Source organism: Nocardioides sp. NPDC000445 (genome assembly GCF_040300245.1).
Taxonomy (GTDB): domain Bacteria; phylum Actinomycetota; class Actinomycetes; order Propionibacteriales; family Nocardioidaceae; genus Nocardioides.
The window spans coordinates 135,680-160,557 of record NZ_JBEPDH010000008.1 but is presented as its reverse complement, the minus strand read 5'-3'; the positions used below and the strand labels follow the sequence as shown (position 1 = coordinate 160,557).

30 protein-coding genes are annotated in these 24,878 nt (G+C 68.3%); 19 read left to right on the top strand and 11 right to left on the bottom strand.

The window, feature by feature from the left end; translation table 11 throughout:
• The first annotated feature begins 34 nt into the window (after positions 1 to 34).
• From ABT304_RS13040 to pstB, 5 genes are all read left to right on the top strand, one after another.
• Positions 35 to 901: an NUDIX hydrolase gene (locus ABT304_RS13040; RefSeq protein WP_350715704.1), complete on the top strand. Its 867-nt coding sequence runs from the start codon at positions 35 to 37 to the stop codon at positions 899 to 901.
• Between the two features lie 177 nt (positions 902 to 1,078).
• On the top strand, positions 1,079 to 2,176 hold the full coding sequence (locus ABT304_RS13035; protein ID WP_350715702.1) for a phosphate ABC transporter substrate-binding protein PstS: 1,098 nt from the start codon (positions 1,079 to 1,081) through the stop codon (positions 2,174 to 2,176).
• Between the two features lie 100 nt (positions 2,177 to 2,276).
• A complete protein-coding gene (pstC, locus tag ABT304_RS13030; RefSeq protein WP_350715700.1) occupies positions 2,277 to 3,233 on the top strand; it encodes a phosphate ABC transporter permease subunit PstC in 957 nt (318 codons plus the stop codon).
• Complete coding sequence (pstA, locus tag ABT304_RS13025) at positions 3,230 to 4,285, top strand: phosphate ABC transporter permease PstA (RefSeq protein WP_160026751.1); 1,056 nt, start codon at positions 3,230 to 3,232, stop codon at positions 4,283 to 4,285. The genes pstC and pstA overlap by 4 nt, the downstream gene beginning before the upstream one ends.
• A gap of 9 nt (positions 4,286 to 4,294) precedes the next feature.
• Positions 4,295 to 5,068 (top strand): phosphate ABC transporter ATP-binding protein PstB, encoded by a 774-nt coding sequence (gene pstB / locus ABT304_RS13020; protein ID WP_350715699.1) that lies wholly within the window; start codon positions 4,295 to 4,297, stop codon positions 5,066 to 5,068.
• 91 nt (positions 5,069 to 5,159) lie between these two features.
• Here pstB and ABT304_RS13015 read toward each other — a convergent pair whose 3' ends face one another.
• The 3 genes from ABT304_RS13015 to ABT304_RS13005 form a co-directional block, all read right to left on the bottom strand.
• Positions 5,160 to 6,161: an inorganic phosphate transporter gene (locus ABT304_RS13015; RefSeq protein ID WP_350715697.1), complete on the bottom strand. Its 1,002-nt coding sequence runs from the start codon at positions 6,159 to 6,161 to the stop codon at positions 5,160 to 5,162.
• A 4-nt stretch (positions 6,162 to 6,165) separates the two neighbouring features.
• The gene (locus ABT304_RS13010) at positions 6,166 to 6,783 is read right to left on the bottom strand and encodes a DUF47 domain-containing protein (RefSeq protein ID WP_350715696.1); all 618 of its coding nucleotides are present in this window, start codon (positions 6,781 to 6,783) and stop codon (positions 6,166 to 6,168) included.
• 82 nt (positions 6,784 to 6,865) lie between these two features.
• On the bottom strand, positions 6,866 to 9,061 hold the full coding sequence (locus ABT304_RS13005) for an RNA degradosome polyphosphate kinase (RefSeq protein WP_350715694.1): 2,196 nt from the start codon (positions 9,059 to 9,061) through the stop codon (positions 6,866 to 6,868).
• A gap of 127 nt (positions 9,062 to 9,188) precedes the next feature.
• Between ABT304_RS13005 and ABT304_RS13000 the strand changes: the two genes are divergently transcribed.
• The 4 genes from ABT304_RS13000 to ABT304_RS12985 all read left to right on the top strand — a co-directional run bounded on the left by ABT304_RS13000 (position 9,189) and on the right by ABT304_RS12985 (position 11,774).
• A complete protein-coding gene (locus ABT304_RS13000; protein ID WP_350715692.1) occupies positions 9,189 to 9,620 on the top strand; it encodes a hypothetical protein in 432 nt (143 codons plus the stop codon).
• A gap of 20 nt (positions 9,621 to 9,640) precedes the next feature.
• A complete protein-coding gene (locus tag ABT304_RS12995) occupies positions 9,641 to 9,916 on the top strand; it encodes a hypothetical protein (RefSeq protein WP_350715690.1) in 276 nt (91 codons plus the stop codon).
• On the top strand, positions 9,916 to 10,386 hold the full coding sequence (locus tag ABT304_RS12990; protein WP_350715688.1) for a hypothetical protein: 471 nt from the start codon (positions 9,916 to 9,918) through the stop codon (positions 10,384 to 10,386). The genes ABT304_RS12995 and ABT304_RS12990 overlap by 1 nt, the downstream gene beginning before the upstream one ends.
• Before the next feature lie 341 nt (positions 10,387 to 10,727).
• On the top strand, positions 10,728 to 11,774 hold the full coding sequence (locus ABT304_RS12985) for an alpha/beta hydrolase (RefSeq protein ID WP_350715687.1): 1,047 nt from the start codon (positions 10,728 to 10,730) through the stop codon (positions 11,772 to 11,774).
• Between the two features lie 5 nt (positions 11,775 to 11,779).
• On the opposite strand, the gene ABT304_RS12980 is transcribed toward ABT304_RS12985, so the two are convergent.
• A complete protein-coding gene (locus tag ABT304_RS12980; protein WP_350715685.1) occupies positions 11,780 to 14,407 on the bottom strand; it encodes a hypothetical protein in 2,628 nt (875 codons plus the stop codon).
• 105 nt (positions 14,408 to 14,512) lie between these two features.
• Entirely contained in the window at positions 14,513 to 14,872 is a 360-nt protein-coding gene (locus tag ABT304_RS12975; protein WP_160026759.1) for a DsrE family protein, read from the bottom strand.
• Between the two features lie 60 nt (positions 14,873 to 14,932).
• On the opposite strand from ABT304_RS12975, the gene ABT304_RS12970 reads away from it, so the two are divergent.
• Genes ABT304_RS12970 through ygfZ form a run of 3 tightly spaced genes read left to right on the top strand, consistent with a single transcriptional unit; the run spans position 14,933 to position 16,829 of the window.
• Positions 14,933 to 15,436, top strand: a complete 504-nt coding sequence (locus ABT304_RS12970; protein WP_350715684.1) for a heme-binding beta-barrel domain-containing protein — start codon at positions 14,933 to 14,935, stop codon at positions 15,434 to 15,436.
• Between the two features lie 5 nt (positions 15,437 to 15,441).
• Positions 15,442 to 15,873, top strand: a complete 432-nt coding sequence (locus ABT304_RS12965) for a Fur family transcriptional regulator (protein WP_350715683.1) — start codon at positions 15,442 to 15,444, stop codon at positions 15,871 to 15,873.
• Positions 15,870 to 16,829 carry a CAF17-like 4Fe-4S cluster assembly/insertion protein YgfZ gene (gene ygfZ, locus ABT304_RS12960; RefSeq protein ID WP_350715682.1) on the top strand — a complete coding sequence of 320 codons (960 nt, stop codon included), beginning with the start codon at positions 15,870 to 15,872 and terminating at the stop codon, positions 16,827 to 16,829. Before ABT304_RS12965 ends, ygfZ begins: the two co-directional genes overlap by 4 nt.
• A 22-nt stretch (positions 16,830 to 16,851) precedes the next feature.
• Here the strand turns inward: ygfZ and ABT304_RS12955 are convergent, their stop codons facing one another.
• The 4 genes from ABT304_RS12955 to ABT304_RS12940 all read right to left on the bottom strand — a co-directional run bounded on the left by ABT304_RS12955 (position 16,852) and on the right by ABT304_RS12940 (position 19,695).
• Positions 16,852 to 17,046 (bottom strand): hypothetical protein, encoded by a 195-nt coding sequence (locus ABT304_RS12955; RefSeq protein WP_350715680.1) that lies wholly within the window; start codon positions 17,044 to 17,046, stop codon positions 16,852 to 16,854.
• Positions 17,047 to 17,110: 64 nt separating this feature from the next.
• On the bottom strand, positions 17,111 to 18,091 hold the full coding sequence (locus tag ABT304_RS12950) for an ADP-ribosylglycohydrolase family protein (protein WP_350715678.1): 981 nt from the start codon (positions 18,089 to 18,091) through the stop codon (positions 17,111 to 17,113).
• An 11-nt stretch (positions 18,092 to 18,102) separates the two neighbouring features.
• The gene (gene mshD, locus ABT304_RS12945; RefSeq protein WP_350715676.1) at positions 18,103 to 18,939 is read right to left on the bottom strand and encodes a mycothiol synthase; all 837 of its coding nucleotides are present in this window, start codon (positions 18,937 to 18,939) and stop codon (positions 18,103 to 18,105) included.
• 9 nt (positions 18,940 to 18,948) lie between these two features.
• Positions 18,949 to 19,695: a response regulator transcription factor gene (locus ABT304_RS12940; protein WP_160026765.1), complete on the bottom strand. Its 747-nt coding sequence runs from the start codon at positions 19,693 to 19,695 to the stop codon at positions 18,949 to 18,951.
• A 120-nt stretch (positions 19,696 to 19,815) separates the two neighbouring features.
• Here ABT304_RS12940 and ABT304_RS12935 point away from each other — a divergent pair, with 120 nt between their 5' ends.
• The gene (locus ABT304_RS12935) at positions 19,816 to 20,085 is read left to right on the top strand and encodes a MoaD/ThiS family protein (RefSeq protein ID WP_160026766.1); all 270 of its coding nucleotides are present in this window, start codon (positions 19,816 to 19,818) and stop codon (positions 20,083 to 20,085) included.
• 71 nt (positions 20,086 to 20,156) lie between these two features.
• Here the strand turns inward: ABT304_RS12935 and ABT304_RS12930 are convergent, their stop codons facing one another.
• Complete coding sequence (locus tag ABT304_RS12930; protein ID WP_350715674.1) at positions 20,157 to 20,591, bottom strand: Hsp20/alpha crystallin family protein; 435 nt, start codon at positions 20,589 to 20,591, stop codon at positions 20,157 to 20,159.
• Positions 20,592 to 20,684: 93 nt separating this feature from the next.
• On the opposite strand from ABT304_RS12930, the gene ABT304_RS12925 reads away from it, so the two are divergent.
• The 6 genes from ABT304_RS12925 to ABT304_RS12900 all read left to right on the top strand — a co-directional run bounded on the left by ABT304_RS12925 (position 20,685) and on the right by ABT304_RS12900 (position 24,277).
• Positions 20,685 to 20,975 carry a MerR family transcriptional regulator gene (locus tag ABT304_RS12925; RefSeq protein ID WP_350715672.1) on the top strand — a complete coding sequence of 97 codons (291 nt, stop codon included), beginning with the start codon at positions 20,685 to 20,687 and terminating at the stop codon, positions 20,973 to 20,975.
• Positions 20,976 to 21,004: 29 nt separating this feature from the next.
• Positions 21,005 to 21,466, top strand: a complete 462-nt coding sequence (locus ABT304_RS12920) for a thioredoxin family protein (RefSeq protein WP_350715671.1) — start codon at positions 21,005 to 21,007, stop codon at positions 21,464 to 21,466.
• Positions 21,467 to 21,707: 241 nt separating this feature from the next.
• On the top strand, positions 21,708 to 22,154 hold the full coding sequence (locus ABT304_RS12915) for a DUF4395 domain-containing protein (protein WP_160026770.1): 447 nt from the start codon (positions 21,708 to 21,710) through the stop codon (positions 22,152 to 22,154).
• A 34-nt stretch (positions 22,155 to 22,188) separates the two neighbouring features.
• Positions 22,189 to 23,037: a sulfurtransferase gene (locus ABT304_RS12910; protein WP_350715669.1), complete on the top strand. Its 849-nt coding sequence runs from the start codon at positions 22,189 to 22,191 to the stop codon at positions 23,035 to 23,037.
• The gene (locus tag ABT304_RS12905; RefSeq protein WP_160026772.1) at positions 23,037 to 23,336 is read left to right on the top strand and encodes a DUF1416 domain-containing protein; all 300 of its coding nucleotides are present in this window, start codon (positions 23,037 to 23,039) and stop codon (positions 23,334 to 23,336) included. The genes ABT304_RS12910 and ABT304_RS12905 overlap by 1 nt, the downstream gene beginning before the upstream one ends.
• Positions 23,337 to 23,452: 116 nt before the next feature.
• Positions 23,453 to 24,277 (top strand): beta-keto acid cleavage family enzyme, encoded by an 825-nt coding sequence (locus tag ABT304_RS12900; protein ID WP_350715667.1) that lies wholly within the window; start codon positions 23,453 to 23,455, stop codon positions 24,275 to 24,277.
• Here ABT304_RS12900 and ABT304_RS12895 read toward each other — a convergent pair.
• The gene (locus ABT304_RS12895; RefSeq protein ID WP_350715665.1) at positions 24,267 to 24,860 is read right to left on the bottom strand and encodes a TetR/AcrR family transcriptional regulator; all 594 of its coding nucleotides are present in this window, start codon (positions 24,858 to 24,860) and stop codon (positions 24,267 to 24,269) included. The genes ABT304_RS12900 and ABT304_RS12895 overlap by 11 nt on opposite strands.
• Positions 24,861 to 24,878 lie beyond the last annotated feature (18 nt).

The following is a 24,878-nucleotide window of genomic DNA, read 5'->3' as shown; positions in this document are numbered from 1 at the left end:
CGAATCAGCCGCCTTCTCGACATACCCTGTGCGCATGCCCGAGATCCCGGCCGCCGGCGTAGTGGTTTTTCGCGAGCACGACGACCTGTCGGAGGTGGCGCTGGTCCACAGACCCAAGTACGACGACTGGTCCTTTCCCAAGGGGAAGGTCGACCCCGGCGAGACGGTGCCGGTGGCGGCGATCAGGGAGGTGCGTGAGGAGACCGGCCTGAAGGTCGCACTCGGTCGCCCGCTCCAGCAGCAGCGCTATCCCGTCGATGCGGGGCAGAAGGTGGTCCACTACTGGGTCGGCCGCACCGCTGCCGGCGCCGACGACGATGTCGACGGCTACCTGATCAACGACGAGATAGACGACGTCGAGTGGCTGCCGGTGGACGAGGCGCGCCAGCGGCTCACCTACCCGCACGATCGGGCGACGCTGCAGCAGGCCGAAGACGTACGCGACCCCACCACGCCCCTGGTGGTCCTCCGTCACGCCTCGGCCGTCGGTCGTTCGGCCTGGTCTGGGGCAGACCCGGAGCGGCCGCTCGACGACACAGGCCGGGCTCAGGCGGTCACGCTGGCCGGCCTGCTGATGGCGTACGACATCCGCCGGGTGATCACCTCACCGAGCGTTCGCTGCACGCAGTCCGTCGCGCCGTACGCCGGGCTCGCCGGCATCGCGTCTGAGCAGATGAGACTGCTGAGCGAGGAGGGTGCGGACGAAGGTAGCGTGTCGGCCCTGGCTGCGGACACCCTGCGTGACCTGGCCGTTCCGACGGTGATCTGCACGCACCGGCCGGTGCTGCCCTGGGTCTTCGAGGGGCTGGGGATGCGTGACCCGAAGCTGGCGAAGGGCGAGCTGATGGTGCTGCACGTGCGCGCGGGTGAAGTGTGTGCTGTTGAGGCATTTCAGGTCTAACAGAGGCTTGAGGCCTGCCTGTTCATCTCCTGTGCCCGGAACTGACACTGATTTGCCACCGACTTTGTGTTCCTCGTTCAGCCTGCGTTCACCTTCACCGAGTTTCCCGTCCACCTCGGCTCCTTACGGTCATCGCGACAACTCCGAATCGACTGCATCATCAATCAGGAGACTTGCGTGAACACCACCTCGCTGCGCCGGGCACTCGTCCCGGGCATCACGGCTGCGGCCCTTGCTCTTGCGATCAGCGCCTGCGGCGCTGCCAACGAGCAGAACAGCGGCAGCGACGGGGAAGGCACCCTCTCGGGCACCATCAAGGGTGGCGGAGCCTCCTCGCAGGAAAAGGGCCAGGCGGCATGGGTCGCCGGCATCCAGGACGCCAACCCCGACCTCAGCGTCGTCTACGAGCCCGTGGGCTCCGGCTCGGGTCGTGAGGGCTTCATCACCGGTGGTTACCTCTTCGCCGGCACCGACTCCGCCCTCAACGACGACGAGGGCGAGCTGAGCAAGGCCAAGGAGCAGTGCGGCGCCGACCCGATCCAGGTTCCGGGCTACGTCTCGCCGATCGCCGTTGTCTTCAACGTCGAGGGTGTCGACGAGCTCAGCCTCGACGCCAAGACGATCGCCAGCATCTTCTCCGGCAAGATCACCAAGTGGAACGACCCGGCGATCGCCGCCACGAACCCGGACGCCAAGCTTCCGGACACCGCGATCACCCCGGTCCACCGCTCGGACGACTCGGGCACCCAGGAGAACTTCACCGAGTACCTCGCGGCCGCCGGTGGCTGGACCGAGGAGCCCTCCGGTGAGTGGCCCGCCTCGATCAAGGGTGGCGAGGGCGGCGACGGCACCTCCGGTGTCGTGACCGCCATGCAGGGTGCCGGCTACATCGGCTTCATGGACGAGTCCGCGGCGCGCGAGAACGACCTCGCCACGGTCAAGGTCAAGGTCGGCGAGGACTTCGTCGAGCCGACCGCCGAGGCCGCCGCCAAGATCCTTGCCGCCTCCAAGCCGGTCGGCACCAGCGACAACGACATGGCCGTCGAGGTCGCCCGCACGACCACCGAGGCCGGCGTCTACCCGGTCGTGCTGGTCTCCTACCTGCTGGCCTGCCCGACCTACGAGAACGCCGAGGACGCGGCCAACGTGAAGGGCTACCTGGAGTACATCCTCTCCGAGGAGGGCCAGAAGGTCGCCGCCGAGGAGGCCGGCTCCGCACCGCTCGACCGTGAGACCGCCGACAAGGCTCTCGACCTGGTCGGCGGCATCAAGTAAGTGCCGGTACGTCTGATCTGATCGCCGTTCGGGCGGTGGCTGCGGCCGCCGCCCGTACGGCTGTCTTGAGAACCGAAACAAGAAAGTCGAGGAATGCCTTGTGACTGTCGCCGCTGACCCCGGCGCCGACCCTGGCGTTGACCCGAAGTCGGAGCTGTCCGGCCGTGGCTCGATGGGTGATGTCGTCTTCCGAGGCCTCGCCGTCATCGCCGCCACTCTCATCATGGTGGCGCTGGCAGCCGTCTTCATCTTCCTGGGCATCGAGGGCATCCCGGGCTTCAGCGTGGACGAGCAGCACTACGCCGGCCAGGGCTCGTTCCTGGGCCTGGTGGTGCCGCTGCTGTTCGCGACCATGTACGCGGCTGTGCTGGCCCTGATCGTCGCGGTCCCCTTCAGCGTGGCGATCGCGCTCTTCATCAGCCACTACGCCCCGCGCCGGATCGCCACCCCCGTTGCGTACGTCATCGATCTGCTCGCCGCGGTCCCTTCGGTCGTCTTCGGCCTGTGGGGTGCGGTGGTGCTCGGCCCCTACCTGGTGCCGGCGCACACCTGGCTCTCCGAGAACATGGCGTGGCTGCCGTTCTTCGACGGCCAGCCCTCCGGCAACGGCCGTACGCTGTTCACCGCAGCGATCGTGCTGGCCGTGATGATCCTGCCGATCATCACCTCGATCTGCCGCGAGGTCTTCGCGCAGACGCCGCGACTGCACGAGGAGGCGGCGCTGGCGCTCGGCGCGACGCGCTGGGAGATGATCCGTTACGCGGTCTTCCCCTACGCCCGCTCCGGCATGGTCTCCGCGGTCATGCTCGGCCTCGGCCGAGCTCTCGGGGAGACCATGGCGATCGCGATGATCGTCTCTCCGAAGGTCCTCATCTCGCTGTTCATCATCGGCACCAACAACCCGCAGACCATCGCGGCGCACATCGCCCAGGGCTACAAGGAGAGCACGCCGGACCGGCTCTCCGTGCTGATCGCGACCGGCCTCGTGCTGTTCGCCTTCACCTTCCTGGTCAACGCGCTCGCCCGCTGGATCGTCGCCCGAGGGAGGGCCAAGTGACCAACACCGAACCTTCTCTGAACGAGCCGCAGCTGTCCCATGCCACGCTCCCGCGTGGTGCCCAGTGGCTGGTCGGCGTCGCCGCGGTCGCCCTCGGCGGCCTGGCCCTGGTGCTCGGTGTGGGCATCGTCGGGGCAGCCGTCATCGCCGTGCTCGGGTTCCTCATCGGCTACCCGCTGTGGGCGCTGCTGGTGGAGAACCGGCGCTCGGCGACCGACAAGCTCGTCACCGGTCTGGTGTGGACGTCCTTCGCGGTCGCGGTCATCCCGCTGATCTGGCTGGTCTACACGGTTGTCTCCAGGGGCGCCGCGACCCTCAGCCCGGAGTTCCTCACCTATTCGATGCGTTCGGTCACCGGCGACGAGCAGGGCGGTCTCTACCACGCACTGATCGGCACCTTGATCGTCACCGGCATCGCCGCGGTGATCTCGATCCCGATCGGCATCATGACCGCGATCTACCTGATCGAGTACGGCAAGGGCAACCGCCTCGCCAAGACGATCACCTTCCTGGTCGACGTCATGACCGGCATCCCGTCGATCGTCGCCGGCCTGTTCGCGTTCGCGCTCTTCACCCTCCTCGTCGGACCGGGCACGCGCTTCGGTTTCGGCGGCGGTATCGCGCTCTCGCTGCTGATGATCCCGACCGTCGTCCGCTCGACAGAGGAGATGCTGAAGCTGGTCCCCGACGACCTGCGCGAGGCTGCGTACGCCCTCGGTGTGCCGAAGTGGCGCACCATCACCAAGATGGTGCTCCCGACCGCGATCGGCGGCATCGTCACCGGTGTCGTGCTCTCGATCTCGCGAGTGATCGGCGAGACCGCGCCGCTGCTGGTCGCCTCGGGCTTCAACCCGAACATGAACACCAGCGCCTTCGAGGACAGCCCGATGATGACCGTGCCGGTCTTCATCTACACCCAGCTGTCCGAGGCCACGGCCAAGGGCGTCGAGTACGCCTGGGGTGGAGCACTGGTGCTCTTCATCCTCGTCATGGTCCTCAACCTCATCGCCCGTATCGTCGGCACGATCTTCGCCCCCAAGACCGGGCGCTAGGAGAAACACATGTCCATTCAAGTCAAGGACGCCAGCATCTTCTACGGCGACTTCAAGGCCGTCGAGGACGTCTCCATGTCCATCAAGCCGAAGTCGGTGACCGCCTTCATCGGGCCCTCCGGCTGCGGCAAGTCGACCTTCCTGCGCACGCTCAACCGGATGCACGAGGTCATCCCCGGTGCGTACGTCGAGGGGAAGATCCAGATCGCCGGCCAGGACATCTACGGGCCGAACGTCGACCCGGTGGCCGTACGCCGCAAGGTCGGCATGGTCTTCCAGCGGCCCAACCCGTTCCCGACGATGTCGATCTACGACAACGTGCTCGCCGGCAACAAGCTCAACTCCAAGCGGATCAAGAAGTCCGAGGCGGACTCGATCGTGGAGAGCGCGCTGCGCGGCGCCAACCTGTGGAACGAGGTCAAGGACCGTCTCGGCAAGCCCGGCATGGGCCTGTCCGGTGGTCAGCAGCAGCGGCTCTGCATCGCCCGTGCGATCGCGGTCCAGCCGGAGGTGCTGCTCATGGACGAGCCGTGCTCGGCCCTCGACCCGATCTCGACCGCCGCGATCGAGGACCTCATCCACGAGCTGAAGTCCGAGTACACGATCGTGATCGTCACCCACAACATGCAGCAGGCCGCCCGTGTCTCCGACGACACCGGTTTCTTCAACCTGAAGGCCGCCGGCCAGCCGGGCCACCTGGTGGAGTTCAACCCCACCAAGCAGATGTTCACCAAGCCGGACAACCCGGACACCGAGGCGTACATCTCGGGTCGTTTCGGCTAGAAAATGCAGCCGAGTCGGCGCATCTGACCCCGTGTCTCGCGAAGCGAAGCGAGCGGGAGGGGTCGGATGCGCCGACTCGGCACGTTGTCGTCTACGGCAATTGGAAGACGAAGTGGCAGAGCAGGTAGGTCAGGGCTGCCACGCCGCCGGCCGCGGGGAAGGTGAAGACCCAGGCGGCGACGATGGACTTCGCGATACCCCAGCGGACCGCGGAGAACCGCTTGGTCGCACCGACACCCATGATCGCCGAGGTGATCGTGTGGGTGGTCGAGATCGGGGCCTCCCAGATGTACGCCGTGGAGTAGAGCACCGAGGCGGCGACCGACTCGGCGGCGAATCCGCGTGACGGGTCCAGGTGGATGATCCGGCGGCCGAGGGTGCGCATGATGCGCCAGCCGCCGGACATGGTGCCGAGGGAGATGGCGGTCGCGGCCGCGGCGATCACCCAGAACGGGAGGTCGTCATCGGCCGTGAGGAAGCCACCGGTGACCAGGGCGAGGAAGATGACGCCCATCGTCTTCTGCGCGTCCTGCAGGCCGTGGCCGAGCGCCATCGCGGCGGCCGAGATCGTCTGGGCGATCCGGAAGCCCTTCTGTGCCTTGTGCGGGTTGGCACGGCGGAAGATCCACATGATCGCGAGCATCACGCCGAAGCCGAGGCTGAAGGCGACGAACGGGGACACGAACATCGGGATGACGACCTTCTCCAGCACCGTCATCCAGTTGACGAACGCGCCGGCGGCGATCGCCGAGCCGGCCAGACCACCGATGAGCGCGTGCGACGAGGACGAGGGAAGACCGAAGTACCAGGTGATCATGTTCCAGGCGATCGCGCCGAGCAGGCCGGCCATCACCACGGTCAGACCATGTGCCCCTGATGGTGGGGTGATCGTGTCGGAGACGGTGTGGGCGACCTTCTGGCCCAGGAACGCGCCGACGAAGTTCATCACCGCTGCGAGCAGGAGGGCGATGCGTGGCGTGAGCGCGCGCGTGGAGACGGAGGTCGCGATGGCGTTGGCGGCGTCGTGGAAGCCGTTGGTGTAGTCGAAGACCAGGGCGACGACGACCACCGCGATGACGATGGCAAGTTCCACGGTGTCAGGATTCCTTGACGGCGATCTGCTCGACGGTGTTCGCGACCTTCTCGAAGCCGTCGATCGCGTCCTCGAGCGACTCGACGATGTCCTTCAGCTTGAGGACCTCCATCGCGTCGTACTCACCGGAGAAGAGCTTGGCGAGGATGCGACGGTGGTTCTTGTCGCCCTGGTTCTCGAGACGGTTGATCTCGATCCAGTACTCGGAGAGCTCCTTCATCGAGCGCAGCTTGGGCATCGCCGCCGCGGTCAGCTCGGCGCAGCGCTGGAGCACGGTGACCTGGTCGGAGAGCTCCGGGGGCAGGATGTTGACGCCGTAGACGAAGATCTGGTCGACAACCTCGTCCATCGAGTCCATCACGTCGTCGAGACCGGAGCCGAGGGCGTAGATGTCCTCGCGGTCGAAGGGCGTGACGAAGGTCGAGTTGACCTTCTTGACGATCTCGTGGGTGGTCTCGTCAGCGGCGTGCTCCGCGTCGCGCATCCGTCGCGCGACGTCCTCGCGTTCGGCTGTGTCGCTGAGCATCTCGGCGAGCAGAGAGACACCGCCTACGAGGTGGTTGGCGGACTCGGTGAACAGGTCGTAGAACGACGTGTCGACCGGGCGGATTCGGAAACGCACGGGGGGCTCCTGGCTGGATGAGGCAGACCTGCGGGCTCATGTTAGGCGAGTCCGCTTGACACGACGAAAGCCAGGGCGTGTCTTAGCCCGCCGCGGCACGCCTGCGCTGGCGCTGTCGAGTGATCAACATCGCTTGGAGATGGTTGGCAGCGTGGTTTCGGGTCCAGGTCCCGTCGGGCCCGAGGAGCCAGGCATCCGTGGTCGGTTCGAATGCCAGGTCGAACAGTGCGCCGACCTCGGCCACGAGCTCGGGGGTGGGGAGGCGTACGAGGGCCTCGACCCGTCGGTCGAGGTTGCGGTGCATCATGTCGGCCGAGCCGATCCAGGCGCTCGGTCCGTCCCCGTCGTCGGCGGTGCCGTTCTCGAACCAGAAGATCCGCGAGTGCTCCAGGAACCGGCCGAGGATCGAGCGAACCTCGATGGTCTCGCTCAGGCCCTCCACGCCCGGACGGAGCGCGCAGATGCCGCGCACCAGCAGCTGCACGGGCACGCCCGCCTGCGAGGCAAGGTAAAGCGCGTCGATGATGGCCTCGTCGACCACCGAGTTGGCCTTGAGTCGGATCCTCGCCGGCCGCCCTGCCAGATGGTGGGCGATCTCGGCGTGGATCTGCTCGATCAGGCCGTTGCGTACGTTGCCGGGCGCGACCAGGAGCTGCTCGTACGTCGCCTCCCGGCTCCAGCCGGACAGGTTGTTGAACAGGTGGGCGACGTCCTCGCCGATCCCCTCGTTGGTGGTGATCAGCCCCATGTCCTCGTAGAGCCTGGAGGTCTTCGGGTTGTAGTTGCCGGTGCCGATGTGGGTGTAGCGACGGATCGTGCCGTCGGGCTCCTCGCGCACCACCATCGCCAGCTTGCAGTGGGTCTTCAGGCCGACGAGGCCGTAGACCACGTGGCAGCCGGCCTGCTCGAGCTTGCGGGCCCAGCGGATGTTGGCCACCTCGTCGAAGCGCGCCTTGATCTCGACCAGTACCAGCACCTGCTTGCCGGCCTCGGCGGCGTCGATCAGGGCGTCGATGATGGGGGAGTCGCCGGAGGTCCGGTAGAGGGTCTGCTTGATCGCCAGCACCCGCGGGTCGGCCGCGGCCTGCTCGATGAAGCGCTGCACGCTGGTCGCGAACGAGTCGTAAGGATGCTGCAGGAGTACGTCACCACGGCGGGCCGCCTTGAAGACGTCGACCGGCGCGGCGCTCTCGACCGGCGCGAGCGCCGGGTGGGTGCTCGGCACGAAGGCTGGATACTTCAGTTGCTCGCGGTCGATGTCGGCGATGCCGTGCAGCCCGCGCAGGTCGAGCGGACCGGGCAGCCGGAAGACCTCCTTGTCGGAGATGCCGAGCTCGGAGACCAGCAGGTCGAGGGTCGAGTCGGTCATCGACTCCTGTACCTCGAGGCGTACGGGAGGGCCGAAGCGCCGCCTGAGCAGCTCCTTCTCCAGCGCGGTGAGGAGATTCTCGGTGTCGTCCTCCTCGACCTCGAGATCCTCGTTGCGAGTGACCCGGAAGGTGTGCACCTCAAGGATCTCCATGCCCGGGAAGAGCTTGGACAGACGCTCGCTCATGACCTCCTCGAGCGGCACGAAGCGGTCGTTGCCCAGCGGCACGAAGCGGCTGAAGATCGGCGGCACCTTCACCCGGGCGAAGTGCTTCTTCTTGGTCTTCGGGTCCCTCAGCCGGACGGCGAGGTTGAGCGAGAGGCCGGAGATGTAGGGGAACGGGTGGGCCGGGTCCACCGCGAGCGGCGTCAGCACCGGGTAGACCCGTTCCTTGAACAGCTTCTTGCAGGCCTTGACCTCCTCGGGGGTGAGGTCCTCCCAGTGCAGCAGCTGGATGCCCTCCTCGAGCAGCGCCGGCTTGATCTTGCCGCGGAACACCGCGGCATGCCGCTCGGAGAGCTCCCGGGTCGTACGCCAGATCACCTCGAGGACCTCGCGCGGCATCAGCCCGGACGCGGCCTTGACCGCCACCCCCGCCGCGATCCGCCGCTTCAGACCCGCCACCCGGACCATGAAGAACTCATCCAGGTTGGAGGTGAAGATCGCCAGGAAACGTACGCGCTCCAGCAGGGGCAGCGTCTCGTCCTCCGCCAGCTCCAGCACCCGCTCGTTGAACCGCAGCCAGGACAGCTCTCGGTCGAGGAATCTGTCCTCGTACTTCTCGACCTCGGCCAGGGCCTCGTGATCGGGGATGTATTCGGGCTCGACGTCGAACGGCTGGTCGGGAACCGCGGTCAGGCTCACGGTGTCCTCGGCCGAGCGGGTGGGGGCCTGCGGGTCGAGACTCATGAGGCCAGTCTTTCATCCGAGCGGGTGTTTGAAACCGTCGATTCCACGGTACGTCTCGCTCTCGCGCAGTAGGTTGCGGCGTCGGGCGACGCCGGAGCCGCCCAGGTTCGACCAGGGAGGTGGACAGATGGTGGACGAGACGTGGAGTACGTACGTCTTCAAGGTCCTGCGGTCCTCTTGGGGGATCTGGATCTCCATCACCGCGAAGGTTCGATACGGCGACCCGGTCGATCGCTCTGCCGATGGTGGCGGCGCGACGACCCTTGAGTTCTCTGGGGCCGCGGCCGGGCTGGCGCTCGATCATGTCGATGCGTTGCGTGCTGGTTGGACGACGGTTGCTGCTGATGTCGTCCGTCGCCACCGCCGCGCGGTGCACGTGACGGTTGACGACGTCACCCTTGTCGAGACGGACTTCCAGGTAGAAGGGTTGGCTGTCGCGATGTGTCGATGGGCGGAGAATCAGTTCGGGCTGCGTGCCCGCGAGATCGAAGTCGTCTTCGATGCCGAGGAGAACCGCTACCGGTTCACGGCGTTCGCCGGGTTCGGTGGGGTCGAATGACGTCGAGTGACGATTCTCTGGTGGAGCAACTCATCGAGTTCGCGGCCGAGATCAGAATTGGGAGCGGGATCGACTCAGCGGCGCTCGCTGCTCTCCGGGGTGAGATCGAACTCGCATCCCATCGTTGGCGGGCGAATGGCGGAGTCCTATGCGGCGCGACCGTGGGGGCCTTGCTGTCCCTGTATCCAGCAATACTCGGGGCGACCGGATCGTATTGCGAGAAGGAGCGACGAGCTATCGACGACCTGGCAGACGATCTGTTGGAGGACCTACTTGCCGCGGTGGGCTTCGGCTGATGGTCACGGGACGTGATCAGGTCATGATCAGTTCGGGGCCGATCGATCTGAAGATCGCGCGCTTCATCTCGGTGTGGGGAGAGCGATGGCCGAACATGACGGTCGAGATCGAAGGGTTCGGCGGGCCGCGCGGATGGAGTGCGGATCGTTTGAGTGACCTTGGCGAACAGGCCGCCATATATCTTGTCCGTGATCAGGAGATGGACGTTCATTGGGAGGAGTTCGGGTATTCCCTCGATGCACGTTCAGAGGCGCCACTGTGCTTGATGTATCGCCGCTTCGATGCTGGCTCGATTGCGGTCACCGCGCTCGAGGATCCATACGGTCACGGTCTGGGTCGATTCGAGCCGTACGATGTCACTCTGGTCGCGGACGGCTTGTACCTGATTACGGTGGTTGCCCCGGACGAGGACAGCGAGTTCAGTCGCAGCGTGATCGAGGCGATGGTCGATGCGCTTTCCGGCCGGTGATTCATCAAGGCTGTCATCCACCGCGTGCCCCTCTGGCGGAATCCGCCCGAGATCGCTGCGACAGGGACCGAGGGCGCAGTCGAGCGCGAGCGGGCGAACGAATTTTCGTTCGCCCGGGACTTGTGGCCTCAGTCGACGTATCTGAGCGGGTAGGCACGTGTACGGCTTGGGGGCGTCATGACGCCTGCTCGCTGTTGGGCGAACACCTTCCGCGATCGAGGCCATCACGGCGAGCAGGGTAGAAATCCAGCGACCGCATGCAAGGGCGCCGCTTGGCGGACTCGGGTCGTCTGGCGAACTACCTGTTACACGATGTCCCTACTAGCGGGTAGTTTGGGCGCATGTCGATTCTCGCGCGTGCGTCGTCCCTGATCGATCCGTTGCTGGTGCCCATCAAGAGGCCTGCGTTCACAACGGCGTTGAACCTTCCGGCCGCAGTGCAGCGGCGGCTGGTCGGCAAGCCGGTGACGTACGACGGGCAGACGCTCGCGGTGGACACGCAGGTCATGCTCGCGCTGATGAAGGTGTCGGGGGAGCCGGACCCGTCGACGCTGCCGATCCCGAAGGGGCGGGTCGCGCTGCTGCGGCAGTCGCAGCTCGGGGGCGGTCGCCAGGAGATCGGGTCGGTGCGCGAGCTCTGGGCCGCGGGGCTGAAGGCGCGGCTCTACGTCCCGGAGGGTGCCTCGGGCAACGCGCCGCTGCTGGTCTTCCTGCACGGCGGCGGCTTCATCTTCGGTGACCTCGACAGCCACGACGCTCCCTGCCGGCTGCTGGCCAGCGAGTCCGGCGTCAAGGTGCTCTCGATCGACTACCGGCTGGCGCCGGAGTCACCGTTCCCGGCGGCGTACGACGACTCGGTGGCGGCGTTCCGGTGGGCGGTCGAGCATGCGGCCGAGCTCGGGGCGGACCCGGCCCGGATCGGGGTCGGCGGCGATTCCGCCGGCGGCAACCTGGCCGCCGGGGTCGCGCTCGCCGTCGGTGAGGACTGCGCGTTCCAGCTGCTCATCTACCCGGTGACGCAGTCGGAGGCGAACACCCGCAGCCGCGAGGACCTCAGCGAGGGCTTCTACCTGACCGCCGACTTCATCGCGGCCGCCACGAACAACTACCTGCCCGAGGGCATCGACCGCCGCGACCCGCGCCACGCTCCGCTGTATGCGGAGATCCCGGCGACCGGGATCGCCCCTGCGTACGTCGCGACAGCGGGTTTCGACCCGCTGCGCGATGAGGGCGAGGCGTACGCCGCCAAGCTCGACGAGGCCGGGGTCAAGGTCGTGCACCGGCGCTTCGACGACCAGATCCATGGGTTCCTGAACGTGGTCGGCGCAGGGCGTACGGCACGCGCGGCAGTCCTCGAGATCGCTCGAGTGCTGAAGGACAACTTGTAAGGAGCTCAGCCGGCCATGTCGGGGCGCCAGCGGAGAACCTCGCGCTGGAACGCCTCGGGGTCGACCATCGACTTGTCGACCTGGACCGCACCCGCCTCGTCGGTGTTGAACTCGACGACCCACTCGTCGGCGGCCGGCTCACCCTTGATGGTGATGTCGGTGTGGGTGTCGTAGAGGTCGTAGGTGTGGGTCTGCTCGTCCTTGCGTACGTCGAGCACGCCCTCCTCGGTGACCGTGACGGTGCTCTCGGTCATGAGCGAGCCGTCCTCGGGCCTGAAGGTGCGGACGGTGAGCCTCTTGGCGCCGACCGGCTCGCCCTCCGACTCGTCGGCAGGCGCGTCGTCGGCAGCGGTGGCGGCCTCGGGCACGGAGCTGCCGGCGCCGGGGATCTTGGCGCCGGGGAACTTGCCGGACTCGGCGAGCTTGACCGCCGCCAGCCAGCCGCTCGAGCGCTGGGGGAGGGAGTCGCTCGGGGTGTCGGGCAGGTCCGCCGGCTGCGCGGGCGAGCCCTGGGACTGCGACTTGTCGGCCTGCTTCTTGCCGGTCTGCCGCTCGGGCAGCGTCACGGGTGCGGTCGGAGGACCGGCCGTCGGCGCTGCCGGTGAGTCGACCGGCGCGGGAGCCGTGGCCTTCACGGGCTCGACCGGCTCGAGGGGCTCGACGACGAGCGGCTCGTCAGGAGCGTCCGGGATGGGGAACTGCGCCTCGGGCGGCGACGGGGTCGCGGCGAGGGTGAGCTCGAGGGCCTGCATCGCACGCTTGTTGGTGCTGCCGCCCTTGACCGCGAGCATCACGGCCTCGCGCAGGTCGGCGAGCTGCTTGGCGAGCTGGGCGCTGCGGCGCTCGGCGATCTGCCGGTCCACGATGGCCTGCTCGACCAGCTGGGTGTTGTGCAGGATCGAGGCCTCGACTGCCTGACGGTCGATCGCCTTCTGACCGGCGACCTCCTCGGCCTCCGCCCGAAGGCGTACGGCCTCGGCGGCCTGCTCCTGGACGTCAGCGAGACGGTTCATCATCTCGGTCATCCGGCGCTCGGCCTCTTCGCGCTCGCGAGCCTGTCCGGTGATGAGCTCGGTCATCGACTCGTGGGCGGTACGCAGCGCGGACTCCGCCGCGCGACGACCCTCGTTGGCCTCGGTAGCGGCGCGCTCGGCGGCGCGGCGGCCCTCCAGGGCCTGCACCGCGAGATCGGCGTGCTCGGAGGCGCGCTGGTCGGCCGCCATCCGGGCGAGGTTGGCGGACTCGGCCGCCTGCTCGGCCTGGGAGGCGAGCTCGGTGAGCTGCCGGTAGCGCTCCTCGTTCTCGTTGGCCTCGTGCGCGGCGGCAGCGGCGAACTCGGCGTACTGCTTCGCGCTCTTCTCGGCCTCGAGACGGGCGTCGTTGGCGGCGTCGGCGGCCTTGAAGGCGCGCAGCGCGGCCTCCTCCGCCTCGGTGCGTGCGGCCAGCGCCTCGGCTGCCACGGCGTACTGGTCGGCCGCGGTGGCCTCGGCCGCGGCACGGGTCATCGCGTGGTCCTCGGCGTTGGCGTCGGCGGCCTTGCGCTCCTCGAAGGCCTCCTTCGCCGCTTCCTCGGCCTCGGCGCGGGCGGTCGCGGCCGCCTCGGCAGCGGCATAGGCGGCCTCGGCCGCGGCCTCGGCCTCCTTGCGCGCCTGCTCGGCGAGCTCGGCCTGGGTCGCCATCGCGACCGCGGACTCCTCGGCCGTGATGCGTGCGGCGGCTGCCTTCTCGGCCTCGGTCGCTCGGTCGTTGGCGGCCTGCTCGGCGGCCTGGCGCGCGGTGAACGCGGCCAGCGCCTCGTCGGCCCGGCCGGCTGCGGCCGCGTCGGCCTCCTCGCGCATCCGCGCGAGCTCCTCGGATCGGGTGTCGGCCGCGGCGCGGGCGGTGTAGGCGGCCTCGGCGGCGGCCTCGGCCTCGCTGCGCGCCTCGTAGGCGGCACGGGCCTCGTCCGCGGCCTTGCGGGCAGCCTTCTCGGCTGCCGCCAGCGCGTCGCGAAGCTCGTCCATCTCTTCGAGGCGGTCCTCGGCGGCTGCCTCCGCGACGCTGCGCGCGGCGTAGGCGGCCTGGGCCAGCTCGGCGTGCTCGGCCGCCTTGGTGTGGGCCTCCGCGGCGGAAGCGGCCGCGGCCGCGGCCTCCTCGGCCTTGGCACGGGCGGCCTCTTCGGCCTCGGTGCGGGCGGTGGCCTGCTCCTCGGCGACACGGGCGGCGTCGAGAAGGCGACGCTCGGCCGCCTCCAGCTCCTTGCCCCTCGCGAGGGCGGCCTCCTCGGCCTCGGCGCGCTCCTTGGCACGGGTGTCGGCGAGCTTCTCGGCCTCGACCCGGGCGCGGGCGTACTCCTCGGCTGCCTTCTCCGCGACCTCGCGCGCCTGGTGGGCGTCGGCGGCCAGCTCGGCGTGCAGCTTGGCGGTCTCGTCCGCCTTCGCGCGGGCGGTCGCGTGCTGGGCGGCGGACTCCTCGGCCACCAGCCGCTCGGCCGCCTGCTCGGCGGCCGCCTGCTCGGCTGCGATGCGAAGTGACTCGGCTGCGGCAGCGGCGCGGGCCAACTCCGCAGCGCGCGCCGTCAGGTCCTCGTCGTCACCCGGCTGGGCGGCCGAATCACGGCTCCACCACTTGCCACTGGGGGTCTGCGTGCTCACGAGGGTGAATGCTAACGGCGAAGTAGGCGGTGTGTGGAGTCTCCGAGAGGTTTAACACGGCTGCTACCTGGAACTACATTGGTGTAGTTCTGTGAAGGGGTGGGCTCAGTAGACGAGCGCCTGCACGCCGTCGCGCAGGATCTCCTCGGCGAACACGAACGCGCCCTTGATGATCACGCCGTCGATCAGGTCCTCCTCGGAGAGGTCGCGACGGGACGCGCACTGGCTGCACACGGTGATCTGGCCGGACTCGAGGACCAGTCCGATCAGCTCCTGCAGAGGAGTCGCATTCTCCAGCGTGAACTCCTCCGCCTTCCCCGGCACCGCGAACCAGGTCGCCTCACCGGTGAGCCACAGGGACACCTTCGCGCCGGCGGTCGCGGCCGCGGAGGCGACCGTGAAGGCCTGGTTCGTACGCTCGGGCGCCTCGGCGCCCACGGTCACCTTCACCACGAGTTCTTGCATGCCGAGCACACTAGCGCTTGCGTTTCGGGTCGTAGCCGACGTACGGCCTAAACTCGGGGTGTGGCTTTCGAACTTCCGGAGAACCTTCACCCCGATGCCGGTCCCTGTGCGTGGATGCTCGGCACCTGGCAGGGCAACGGACACGGTGACTATCCGACGATCGACAAGTTCGAGTTCGGTCAGGAGCTGATTTTCACCCACGACGGGCGACCGTTCTTCCACTACTTCGCGCGCTCGTGGATCATCGACCCCGAGACCGGCGAGAAGGTGCGCGACGCCGCGCTCGAGACCGGCTTCCTGCGCTTCCGCCCTGGGGGCGAGGTCGAGTGGGTGATGACGCACAGCAGCGGCATCATCGAGGTGTGGTACGGCAAGGCCGAGGGCGGCAAGCTCGACGTCACCACGGACGCCGTCGGTCGCACCGAGACCGCCAAGGAGTACACCGCCGGCAAGCGTCTCTACGGCAACGTCGAGGGCGATCTGCTCTATGCGTACGACATGGCCGCGATGGGCCAGGCGCTGCAGCCGCACCTGTGGGCGCGGCTCAAGCGCGTCAACAAGTAGTCGCGATGACCGAGGCGGCTGAGGACTGGCGCGAGGCCCTTCGGGCGAAGGGCTATCGACTCACGCCCCAGCGCGAGCTGGTCCTCGGCGCTGTCGAGCGGCTGCGGCACGCCACCCCCGAGGAGGTCCTCGCGGTCGTACGCGAGTCGTCCTCGGCGATCAACCTCTCCACCGTCTATCGCAACCTCGAGGTGCTCGAGGAGCTGGGACTGGTGCGCCACGCCCACCTGGGCGAGCGGGCCTCGACCTACCACTCGGTCTCCGGCCGTCCGCATTTTCATGCGGTTTGCAGGAAGTGTCAGAAGGTCACCAGTGTTGACCCCTCAGTGGCCGACGGAATCAGCGAGCGGCTGCGCGAGGAGTACGCCTTCGAGGTGGATGTCGCTCATCTGACCGTCTTCGGGGCGTGCGTCGACTGTTCTTCTGAGGAGCCATGATGACTGCCAGCCCGCTTCTGTCCCTGCCCGGTGCCGTCGCCGGCGATGGTGCTGACGCACCCGTCGCCGCACACTACGGGTCGTTCAACCTGGAGCAGCGGACGTTGGCCTCAGGTGAGGGATTCGTCGACCTCTCCCACCGTGACGTCCTACGGATCGCCGGTCCCGACCGGCTGACCTGGCTGCACTCGCTGACCTCGCAGGCCTTCGAGGGACTGGAGCCCGGGGTCTGGACCTCGGCCCTGATCCTGTCCCCGCAGGGACATGTCGAGCACTTCTTCTCCGGCGTCGACGACGGCTCCTCCTTCCTGGCGTGGACCGAGCCCGGTGCCGGTGAGGCTCTGGTCGCCTATCTGGAGCGGATGAAGTTCTGGTCCGACGTGACCGTGACGGCGGAGCCGTCGCAGGCCTCGGTCTGGCGTCCCTCGCAGGGCTACTCGTTCGTCCCGCGCGATTCCTTGGAGACGTACGCCGCTGCCGCGGGCCCCGCCTGCGGGCTCTGGGCGTTCGAGGCTCTCCGGATCGAGCGCGGTGAGCCGCGGTTCGGCGTCGACACCGACACGCGCACGATCCCCAACGAGGTCGGCTGGGTGCCGGGTTCGGAAGAGACCGTCGGCCCGGAGTACGCGGTCCATCTCGACAAGGGCTGCTACCGCGGCCAGGAGACGGTCGCCCGCGTCCACACGCTCGGCCGCCCGCCGCGGCGCCTGGTGCTGCTCCACCTCGACGGCTCGGAGAACCGGCTGCCCGCTGCTGGTTCCGAGCTGGTCTTCGGTGAGAAGACAGTCGGCTTCATCGGCTCGTCGGCTCGTCACCACGAGCTCGGCCCGATCGCGTTGGGGCTGGTCAAGCGCAACGTACCTGTGGACGCGCAGCTCGTCGTGGACGGGATGCCGGTCGCTCAGGAGGTCCTCGTCGACCCCGAGATCGGCCTCCACATCCGCCCGCTGCGCTGATCGGCCCTGCGGCCGGGAACGGTCAGAGCCGTCCGTTCGATCGGACGGGCACGTCCGCGCTCAGCCAGTTGCGCGAGCTCCGGTAGGCGACCAGGGACGTCCCTTGCTTGGTGGCCGGTCCTGCGAGTCCGGCCGCGAGCACGCGCCCCGCGTCTCGCAGGCCGATGTTGTGGGCGGGGGAGATGGTCTCGGCGGCAGCCCGAGCGGTGAGCTTCATAGGGCGACGGTAGGCCTGAGCACCCACAGTTCCTGGTGTAGCGACGGCTGACCGATAACGGTGATCAGCGTGCCCGCCCGGCGACAACAGCATCCAGGGCGAGGGCGGCGAGGACGTCGCCGGGGATGCCGGGGTAGCCGTGGCTGAGCTCGCGCCACTCGGCCGGGATGGCGGTGGCGCCCCAGCACGCGCCGAGGAGACCGCCGGCGATGGCGGCGACGGTGTCGGTGTCGTTGCCGATCCGGATCGCGGTGTTGAGGGCCTCGACGTAGTGCTCGGGACCGGCAGCGGGAGTCTGGGCGATCGCGGACCACGCCGCCTGCAGCGCGGTGACCACCCAGCCGTTGGGGTTGAAGGTCGCCGGCGGCGCGGTCTCGGCCTCGTCGAGCTTCTCTGTCCAGAAGGTTGCCTCGGCAGGGGAGAGGAGGGAGAGGCCGGAGCGTACGTCGAGCTCGCCGTTCATCACCGCGTGCTCGATGGCCAGGGACCACAGGACGCAACCGGACCGGGCGTGCTCGTCCCAGTGGGTCAGGGCGCTCACCGCGGCGGCTGCCTCGGCAACGGCCGGGCGGTCGCCGAGATGGCGGAGCGGGACCGGAGCCGTCCGCATCAGGGAGCCGTTGCCGCCCGTGCGGCCGGTCGTCTCGTGCAGCTTCTCCGAGACGTGTCGCAGCTGCGCGGCGGTGGGCTCGGGACCTGCGGTGTCGAGCACCCGGGCGGTCTGGTTGCCGATGTCCTTCGGGTCCGACTCCGCCCACGTCCGGAAGTTACGGGCGACGGCCGTCAGCCCCTCCTCGGTACGCAGGTCGAGACCGCTCGCGGCGACCTCGAGGATGCACCACGCCATCGTCGTGTCGTCGGTCCACTCCCCGGGCGCGAACGGGCCGAGTCCGCCGCCGAGCATCTGCGCCACCTCGTCCGCGCCGAGCCGAGGGCGGTCGAACTCGTAGTGAGCCCCGAGCGCATCCGCCACCGCGGTTCCGACGATGGCCCCGACGGCCCGGTCACTCTGAGATTCGGTGAGATGGGAATCGGTCAGCTTCACGCGACCGAAGACTAGCCGCGGGTGTACTGGACGTGCGTGTCCGCCGCGGCACGGGTGAAACCGAGGCCTTCGTAGAGTCGTACGGCCGGGGTGTTGTCGCCCTCGACATAGAGATGGATCCGGTCGACGCCGACAGCGGCCAGGTGGTTCAGCCCGAGGAGGGTGACCAGCTTGCCGAGGCCGCGGCCCTGGGCGGCGGGATCGACACCGACGACGTAGACCTCGCCCTCGGTCTCGCTGTGGCGCTTGGTCCAGTGGAACGCCAGGAGCTTCTCGTCCTCCCACGCGGTGACCAGCCCGGACGGGTCGAACCACGACTCCGCCATCCGCTCTCGCAGCCCGGCCTCGTCCAGCGATCCCTGCTCGGGGTGGTGCGCGAAGGCGGCAGCGTTGACCCGGAGCAGCTCGGACTCGTCGCCGGCCTCGAAGCCGCGTACGACGATCTCGTCAGGAGCCTCCGGAGCCGGCGGCAGACCGGTGACAGGGCGCCGCATCACCCACAGCTCACGGGTGCGGTCCCACCCCTGTGTGGCGGCCAGCCTGGCAGCCGCCGGGTTGTCGCCGTGCGACCACGCCGTCGTGCCGGCGGGAAGCGACGGCGCTCGGAGCAGCAGCTGGCGACCCAGGCCGACACCGCGATGCTGGGTCAGCACCACCAGCGACAGCTCTCCTTCGGTGGTCGAGCCTGTCGAGACCATCAGCCCGAAGCCGCGTACGTCACCCCAGATCGTGGCGGCCTCCGGACGGTTGCGCAGCGTCAGGAGAGTCGCCTCGTCGAGCGGCGCCACGCCGTCGTACGCCTCGGTCGCCTTCGCGATGGCCAGGACCTGATCGACGGTGAGTGCCATAGGAGCAGCCTAGGCGTCGGCCCCCAGGCGAGGAGACGGGGTCAGCCGGGCGCCGTCGGCGGCGGCCTCGTTGTTCTTCGACGGCAGCACGAAGCGGTAGCCGACGTTGCGGACGGTGCCGATGAGGGTCTCGTTCTCCGGGCCGAGCTTGGCGCGCAGGCGACGTACGTGGACGTCGACGGTGCGGGTGCCGCCGAAGTAGTCGTAGCCCCACACCTCCTGCAGCAGCTGCTGGCGGGAGAAGACGCGGCCCGGGTGCTGGGCGAGGAACTTCAGGAGCTCGAACTCCTTGAAGGTCAGGTCGAGCGGGCGGCCGCCGATCTTGGCGGTGTAGGTGGCGTCGTCGACGACGACCTCGCCGGAGCGGATGACGTGGGCCTCGGGGTCGGAGGCCTCGCGGGCCGCCGAGATGCGGCCGATGGCGAGCTTGATCCGGGCCTCGAGCTCGGCCGGACCGCAGGTGTGCAGCACGACGTCGTCCATGCCCCAGTCGTGGGCGACGACGGCGAGGCCACCCTCGGTCGCGATCAGCAGAACAGGGATGTCGGTGCCGGTGGTGCGGATCAGACGACACAGGTCACGGGCCTGGGCGAGGTCCTGCCGACCGTCGACGAGCAGCAGGTCGGAGTCCGGCGCCTCGAGAAGCGCGCTACCTTCAGCAGGAAGGATCTTCACCTGGTGGCCAAGGAGCGAGAGCCCGGGAAGGACATCTGCCGAAGGCTGGAGCGAACTGGTCAACAACAGAAGCGAGCTCATGGGGTGCCTCTCGGTCAGAGAAAGAGGAGCACCGAAACGCAACATTGAGCCTCGGTGAGGTGATCGTTGCACCATATTAACGAAACCTCGCGGTGACATAGGAAGGATGTCCACGAGAAAGTGACGAATGTTATAGAGGTCCGCTACTGGGCCGCGGCCAAGTCAGCGGCCGGGACTCCGTCCGACCGGTTCGAGGTGGATGGCCCGTTGACGCTGGCGGAAGTCGTACGCCGCGCCGCGGAGCTGCATGCCGACACCCGTCTTCCCGAGGTCCTGAAGGTCTGCTCGGCACTGATCGGCGACCGCCCGGCGGGTACGGGCGACCCCGGCGGGATCGAGGTCCCACCGGGGTCGACGGTCGAGTTTCTTCCGCCGTTCGCCGGCGGCTAGGTCGCAGAGGGCTGGGGGCCCGCACCCGGCGACTCACCTGCGTAAGGGCCTGCCGGGGCGGGCAGGCTCACTCAGCTTTCGATCGCGGCCGGCTCCGACTTGGGGCTGGTGGCGATCTGGATCTTGCGCGGCTTGGCCTTCTCGGCGACCGGCACGACCAGGCGCAGCACGCCGGCGTCGTACGCGGCCTCGATGCGGTCGAGGTCGAGGTTGTCGCCGAGCACGAGCTGACGGCTGAAGCTGCCGCGGACGCGCTCGTTGGCGAGCATCTGCCAGTCGCCGTTCCTGGCGACCCGCTCGGCCTTGACGGTGAGTACGTTGCGCTCGACATCCAGGTCGATCGTGTCCGGGCTGACGCCGGGAAGGTCGAACTCGATGACGAACCGGTCGCCCTCGCGCCAGGCATCCATGGGCATCACGGCCGGTCGGTTGGTGGTGCCGCCGCCCAGGAGCTGCTGGGTGATGCGATCGAACTCGCGGAACGGATCGGTGCTTCGGATCAGCATGGTTTCCCTCCTCACGGGATCTATATCAGCGGATATACCTTTCATATATCCCATGCGCTAGATGATTTCAAGTCCGCGTGTCAGAATTGATGCGTGACGGAGCGAACCAGGGCTGTCTACGCCATCTCGGTGGCGGCCGAGATGGCCGACATGCAGATCCAGAACCTCCGCGTCTACGAGCGGCGCGGACTGGTCGACCCTGCGCGGACCTCGGGTGGCACCCGGCTCTACTCCCGCGCCGACGTCGAGCGTCTGGTCCGCATCCGTGACCTTCTCGCCGACGGCCTCAACCTCGCCGGCATCGCCCGCGTGCTCGCCTTGGAGGAGGACGTACGCCGCCTGGAGGCGACCAACGAGAGGCTTCGGCGCGCGGCGAGGGAATGAGTGGAGCGGATTGCCGGTTCAATAGTTCTATGAGCACCGGAGCCTGGATCGCCGTCGTCGCGATCACCGCCGCCCTTGCCTTCGGCCTGTTCCGGATGCTCAGCGACGGCCGCTTCCGAGGCACGAAGGAGCTCCATGTGACTCACGAGGATCACGCACCCGAGCCGCACGCGTGGGACGCGGTCACCGACGCACTGGGTGAGACCGAGCTCGGTGCGCGCGCGACTCTCGTGCAGTTCTCCAGCGCCTTCTGCGCGCCCTGCCGGGCGACCCGGCGGATCCTGGGCGAGGTCGCCGACATCGTCCCGGGTGTGGTGCACGTCGAGATCGACGCCGAGCACCACCTCGACCTGGTGCGCCGCCTCGACATCATGCGTACGCCGACGACCCTGGTGATCGACGGCTCCGGCAACGAGATCGCACGTGCCTCCGGTGCTCCGCGCAAGGAGCAGGTCCTGAGTGCGATTCCTGCCGTGAATCTCGAATCCTGACACGCTCGTCCATATGGCGAGACATTCGTTTCGTGGCCGTCGAGCATCACGCTACTGTCATCGCATGTTCTCGACCATGCTGACCAAGCGCCGCGCAGTGGATCACTGCCGCGTGCGCTCGGCGCTGTGTCGTTCCTGCCGCTGATTCCCTGAGATTTGTCGCGCTGTCGACACCGGGGATCGCTTTCGCCTGTCAGGCTCGTCCTGACGACCTCCCCTCCACTCTCGCAGGAGCACACCTATGTCCGAGACCTCGAGCAAGACGGCGGCACAGACCGGAATCGACCCGCGCGGCCCGCAGTTCACTGCGGCGCTGACCGTTGTCGTCATCCTCCTGGCTCTGCTGCTTCCGCAGCCGTGGGCTCTGGTGGTGACCGCCGTTCAGACGGTGCTCTTCGCGATCGGGGCAGGTCTCGGCGTTCAGCGGACCCCTCACGCCTGGCTCTTCAAGAAGTTCGTACGTCCCCGGCTCGGGGCCCCGGACGAGCTCGAGGACCCGGCACCGCCCCGATTCGCCCAGGGGGTAGGCCTCGCCTTCCTCGTGGTCGCGCTCGTGGGCTACCTCCTCGGCGCCACGCTCGTGGCACAGGTCGCCCTCGGCCTCGCGCTGGTGGCGGCCGTGCTCAATGCCGTCTTCCGGTTCTGCCTCGGCTGCGAGCTCTACCTGCTGATCAGGCGCTTCGCCTGAACCTGAACGCCAGAAACACAACGAAAGGTAACCAATGACCCGCGAGAACTCCCTCGTCTCCGCCCAGTGGGTGGAGGAGCACCTCGATGACCCGAAGGTGGTGCTGATCGAGGTCGACGAAGACACCACCGCCTACGACAAGGGCCACATCAAGGGCGCGATCAAGCTCGACTGGACCACCGACCTGCAGGACCAGGTGCGCCGCGACTTCGTCAACAAGGACCAGTTCTCCGCACTGCTCTCCGAGCGTGGCGTCTCCAACGACGACACCGTGGTGCTCTATGGCGGCAACAACAACTGGTTCGCCGCGTACGCCTTCTGGTACTTCAAGCTCTACGGCCACCAGGACGTCAAGCTCCTCGACGGTGGCCGCAAGAAGTGGGAGCTCGACTCCCGCGAGCTCACCGACGAGACCGTCACCCGTGAGGCGACCAGCTACACCGCCCAGGAGCAGGACCACTCGATCCGCGCCTTCCGCGACGAGGTCGTCGAGGCCATCGGCACCCAGAACCTGGTCGACGTGCGGTCGCCCGACGAGTTCGCCGGCCGCCTCCTCGCCCCGGCCCACCTCCCGCAGGAGCAGGCCCAGCGCGCCGGCCACATCCCGACTGCGGCCAACGTCCCGTGGTCCAAGGCGGCCAACGACGACGGCACCTTCCGCTCCGACGAGGAGCTCAAGGAGATCTACACCGAGGCCGGCGTCGACTGGAGCAAGGACACCATCGCCTACTGCCGCATCGGCGAGCGCTCCTCGCACACCTGGTTCGTGCTCAAGGAGCTCCTCGGCCAGGAGAACGTGAAGAACTACGACGGCTCGTGGACCGAGTACGGCTCCCTCGTCGGCGTTCCGGTCGTGACCGGCGACGAGCCGGGTGTCGCCTGATGTGCGGCGCGACTGAGGGCGGGCTCTCGCTCGCCGGCGTCGATGTCGCCAAGGAGGCCGTCATCCAGGGTCAGGTGACCCGTGACGGCGAGCCGGTCCACGGTGCGTACGTCCGGCTGCTCGACCGCACCGGCGAGTTCACCGCCGAGGTGCCCACCTCGGCCACCGGTCACTTCCGGTTCTTCGCCGGTAACGGCGAGTGGACGCTGCGTACGCTCGCGCCGAAGGCGGAGCCCGTGGACAAGAAGGTCCACGCCGCTGTCGGCAACGTCGCCGAGGTGACGATCCCGATCGGCTGACGATCCCTGACGAGGGAGCCCTGGTGTCATCAGTGACGCCGGGGCTCCCTCGTCGTTTTGCCATCATCTGATGGAGATATTGCGGTGGATCGCTTGAATGGCGCTAGATTGTCCGGGTGACTGGACTGCTTGTGACCGTGGCGCCGACCGGGGCGGAAACCGCGAAGGAAGACTGCCCGCAGCTGCCGACGACGCTCGAGGAGCTGGTGGCGACGGCCGTCGAGTGCGAGGAGGCGGGGGCGCGGATGATCCATGTCCACATCCGCGACGACGACCATGCGCCGACGCTCGACCTGGGACGGCTCACCGAGACGGTCGACGCGCTCCACGAGAAGACCGAGCTGATCGTGCAGCTCTCCACCGGCGGCTCGGTCCACGACCCGCTGGACAAGCGGCTGAAGGTGCTCGACGCCGGGCCGGACTCGTGCTCGCTGACGATGGGCACGACGAACTTCGGCGACGACGTCTTCTCCAACCCGTGGCCGTTCATCACCGAGCTCTACCAGCTCACCCAGGAGCGCGGCGTGGTGCCGGAGTTCGAGCTCTTCGACCTGGGCCACGTCGCCGCGCTGCAGCGGCTGCTGGGGAAGTACGGGTTGCCCGCCGGCGGCAAGGTCCACGTCGACTTCGTTATGGGCGTGCCCGGTGGCATGCCCGGCACCTCGGCCGCGCTGGTCGCCGGTGTCGCCGCGCTGCCGGAGGAGGTGACCTCGTGGTCGGCGACCGGCATCGGCCGCTCGACCCTCCCGGTCATGCTCACCTCGCTGGCCATGGGCGGGCACCTGCGGGTCGGGATGGAGGACGTACTCACCCTCGCCAAGGGCGTTCCGGTCGACGCCAACCGCCAGCTCGTCGAGCGAGCCGTCGAGGCCGCGGCGGTCGCTCAGCGCGAGCCGATGAGCACCGACGAGGCCTGGGCGCTCCTCGGCCTCAAGCGCTAGTCGTACCTGCCCGTAAAGGTTCCGCCGAGTCGGCGGTGAGGTAGCGGTCGATCGTCGGGCCTACCCAGGCGACGATCTCCTCGGGGTCCATCTCGACGATGGGCGGGAGGTGGAGTACGTAGCGGCCCAGCGCGATGCCGAGAAGCTGGGTGGCGACGAGGGCCGCCCGGCGGGCGGCCTGGGCCGGGTCGGGGCACAGGGGTGCGACGGCGGCGGCGACCTGGGTGGCGAAGATGCTCCGCATCTGCTCCGCGGCCTGGGGGTCCGAGGCCGCTCGGCGGAGCAGGGCCATCAGGGTGCCCTCGGAGTCCCAGGTGCGTACGAAATGGGCGGTCATCACGCGGCCGACCTCGCCCTCTGGAGTCGCGGAGAGGTCGGGAAGAGCCAGGTCGATCGAGGCGGCGACCTTGAAGAGCTCCTCCTTGTTGCCGAAGTAGCGCATCACCATCGACGGGTCGATCTGCGCCGCTGAGGCGATCGAGCGGATGGTGGTGCGGTCGTATCCCTGCTGCGCGAAGTGCTCGCGAGCGACGGCGAGGATGCGCTCGCGGGTCTCGGCTCCGGATCGGCGGGTCTCGGTCATGCCAACAATTGTAGGCCA

Excerpts from the sequence above, each read along its gene's own strand:
- ABT304_RS12965 (WP_350715683.1), top strand. The coding sequence starts at position 15,442 with ATGACCGAGGCGGCTGAGGACTGGCGCGAGGCCCTTCGGGCGAAGGGC.
- ABT304_RS12910 (WP_350715669.1), top strand. The coding sequence starts at position 22,189 with ATGACCCGCGAGAACTCCCTCGTCTCCGCCCAGTGGGTGGAGGAGCAC.
- ygfZ (WP_350715682.1), top strand. The coding sequence starts at position 15,870 with ATGATGACTGCCAGCCCGCTTCTGTCCCTGCCCGGTGCCGTCGCCGGC.
- ABT304_RS13040 (WP_350715704.1), top strand. The coding sequence starts at position 35 with ATGCCCGAGATCCCGGCCGCCGGCGTAGTGGTTTTTCGCGAGCACGAC.
- ABT304_RS12985 (WP_350715687.1), top strand. The coding sequence starts at position 10,728 with ATGTCGATTCTCGCGCGTGCGTCGTCCCTGATCGATCCGTTGCTGGTG.
- ABT304_RS12975 (WP_160026759.1), bottom strand. The coding sequence starts at position 14,872 with ATGCAAGAACTCGTGGTGAAGGTGACCGTGGGCGCCGAGGCGCCCGAG.
- ABT304_RS12955 (WP_350715680.1), bottom strand. The coding sequence starts at position 17,046 with ATGAAGCTCACCGCTCGGGCTGCCGCCGAGACCATCTCCCCCGCCCAC.
- ABT304_RS12930 (WP_350715674.1), bottom strand. The coding sequence starts at position 20,591 with ATGCTGATCCGAAGCACCGATCCGTTCCGCGAGTTCGATCGCATCACC.
- ABT304_RS13005 (WP_350715694.1), bottom strand. The coding sequence starts at position 9,061 with ATGAGTCTCGACCCGCAGGCCCCCACCCGCTCGGCCGAGGACACCGTG.
- ABT304_RS13000 (WP_350715692.1), top strand. The coding sequence starts at position 9,189 with ATGGTGGACGAGACGTGGAGTACGTACGTCTTCAAGGTCCTGCGGTCC.
- pstB (WP_350715699.1), top strand. The coding sequence starts at position 4,295 with ATGTCCATTCAAGTCAAGGACGCCAGCATCTTCTACGGCGACTTCAAG.
- ABT304_RS12905 (WP_160026772.1), top strand. The coding sequence starts at position 23,037 with ATGTGCGGCGCGACTGAGGGCGGGCTCTCGCTCGCCGGCGTCGATGTC.
- ABT304_RS12895 (WP_350715665.1), bottom strand. The coding sequence starts at position 24,860 with ATGACCGAGACCCGCCGATCCGGAGCCGAGACCCGCGAGCGCATCCTC.
- mshD (WP_350715676.1), bottom strand. The coding sequence starts at position 18,939 with ATGGCACTCACCGTCGATCAGGTCCTGGCCATCGCGAAGGCGACCGAG.
- ABT304_RS12915 (WP_160026770.1), top strand. The coding sequence starts at position 21,708 with ATGTCCGAGACCTCGAGCAAGACGGCGGCACAGACCGGAATCGACCCG.
- ABT304_RS12920 (WP_350715671.1), top strand. The coding sequence starts at position 21,005 with ATGAGCACCGGAGCCTGGATCGCCGTCGTCGCGATCACCGCCGCCCTT.
- ABT304_RS12990 (WP_350715688.1), top strand. The coding sequence starts at position 9,916 with ATGGTCACGGGACGTGATCAGGTCATGATCAGTTCGGGGCCGATCGAT.
- ABT304_RS12940 (WP_160026765.1), bottom strand. The coding sequence starts at position 19,695 with ATGAGCTCGCTTCTGTTGTTGACCAGTTCGCTCCAGCCTTCGGCAGAT.